The sequence below is a fragment of the Streptomyces sp. SID486 genome (genome assembly GCF_009865385.1).
In the GTDB taxonomy this organism is placed as follows: domain Bacteria; phylum Actinomycetota; class Actinomycetes; order Streptomycetales; family Streptomycetaceae; genus Streptomyces.
Map to the genome: position 1 here is coordinate 1 of NZ_WWJT01000124.1, position 1728 is coordinate 1728.

Annotated in this window: 1 protein-coding gene; it reads right to left on the bottom strand. The window is 75.5% G+C overall.

Annotated elements, in window-relative coordinates; translation table 11 throughout:
• Positions 1-105: 105 nt before the first annotated feature.
• On the bottom strand, positions 106-1518 hold the full coding sequence (locus tag GT045_RS06340) for a diacylglycerol kinase family protein (protein ID WP_161293555.1): 1413 nt from the start codon (positions 1516-1518) through the stop codon (positions 106-108).
• Positions 1519-1728: the final 210 nt, after the last annotated feature.

Consider the following 1728-nt stretch of genomic DNA (forward strand, 5'->3'; position numbering starts at 1 on the left):
CCAGGCGGCCGGGGCCGCGTACGGCGGCTCCGCAGCGCCCGGCCCAGCGCGCTTGCCGGCCAGGGGCCGGGGCCGCGTACGGCGGCTCCGCCGACCGCGCGCAGGTCACCGAGGACGGCGGGGAGGGTGCTGCGGTCGGGCTCGGCTCTCGCCTGAGGCCGTGAGTTCGGCGGAACCGCACGCGAGGGCGAGCAGCTTCCGCCAGTCGACGGGCGGCGCTGGTGGCGGTGCGCCGGGGCGGTCGCGCGGCAGCAGCACCCGCAGCGCGCCGGGCCGTACCGAGCAGGTGACCGGCGTGCGAAGCCACAGCGCTTCCCCGTCCACCGCGACCGGGATCCCCGCCTCCCCGTCCACCGGGCCAGGCGGTCCCCCGGCCGTCACCTCGACCCAGCGCGCGGTCGTCACGCTGAGCCCCTGCGCCTGCGATCCCCGTACAGCCAGTTCAGCCGCCTGCGCCGCGTTCTCCACCCGGATCCCGATCACGCCCAGCTCACCGCTGTCGAGCGCGGGCCGGCGCCCGCCGCCGCTCAGCTCGTCGGGAGAGACGTACGGGTTGTTGCTGATCAACAGCGCCTGCTGGTCCGCGAGCCGGGTGCCGTCCACCCGGGCGTCGAGCCGTCGCGCGCCCTCTCGGGCCAGCAGGTCCGGCATCAGCTTCAGAGCGGTGCCCGTCTTGTCGTCGCGATATTCGGGGCTCTGCACGATGTCCGCGTACACGCCGAAAGACACCGTGTTGACGAAGGGACGGCCGGAGACGTCGCCGAGGTCGACCAGGATCTCCTCGCCGTCGGTCAGGGCGTCGAGGCAGCGGGCCGGGTCGGCGCGGTCGAGACCGAGGTCCATGGCGAAATGGTTGCGGGTGCCTGCGGAGATCACCAGGAACGGCAGTCCGTGTTCGGCGGCGACGGCCGCGACCAGCGCCTGAGTGCCGTCGCCGCCGGCGACACCGAGCAGGTCGGCACCGTCTTCCACGGCCTCTCGGGCCAGTTCGCCCACGTCGACCGGGTCCGAAGGGTCGAGCAGGATCACTCGCGCGCCCAGTCGCTCCGCCCGCTGCACGAGGCCGAAGCGGCCGACCTTGCCGCCCCCCGACTTCGGGTTCATGATCAGCACCGCCCGCTTCGGGCGACGTGCGCGGGTGGGTCGCTGCGACCGCGGCGGCCGCGCTCGGTGCAGCGCCGCGCGGCCGCAGGTCACCGCCGCCGCCCAGCACAGGCTGGAGATCAACGCGATCAGCCACAGACCGCTGCGCGCGAAGAACACCAGTACGCCGACCGGCGCCGCGACGGCCACGCAGGCGCCGAGCAGCCGCACCGGACCGCGCCGGGCCACGAACCACCAGAGGCCGGCGGCGCAGGCCACCAGCCCGAGGATCCCGGCCCCGGCCACGAGCAGCCCGCCCCCGCCCAGCGCGAACAGCAGCACCGCCACGGCGGCGATCGCCGCCAGCACGGCGCACCGGGCGAGCAGCCGGGCGGCCGGCCCGGCCCGCGACCGCGCCCTTCGTGTCGTGTCGATGGCCTTCTCCTGAAGAGGTGCCGGTCCGTCCCCGTCTCACCAGCCTGGCGCAGCGCCCCTGGCCGAGCGCGCCCCGGACGCCTGTACGGGTGAGCCGGTCACTCGAGCGCGCCGATTCCCGGCGCGAAGGTGATGAGCAGCGGCAGCAGAGGGGCCAGTGCCGCCGCGGTGGCGATGAGCGTGCGTTCTCGCGGCCTGAACGGTGGCGGG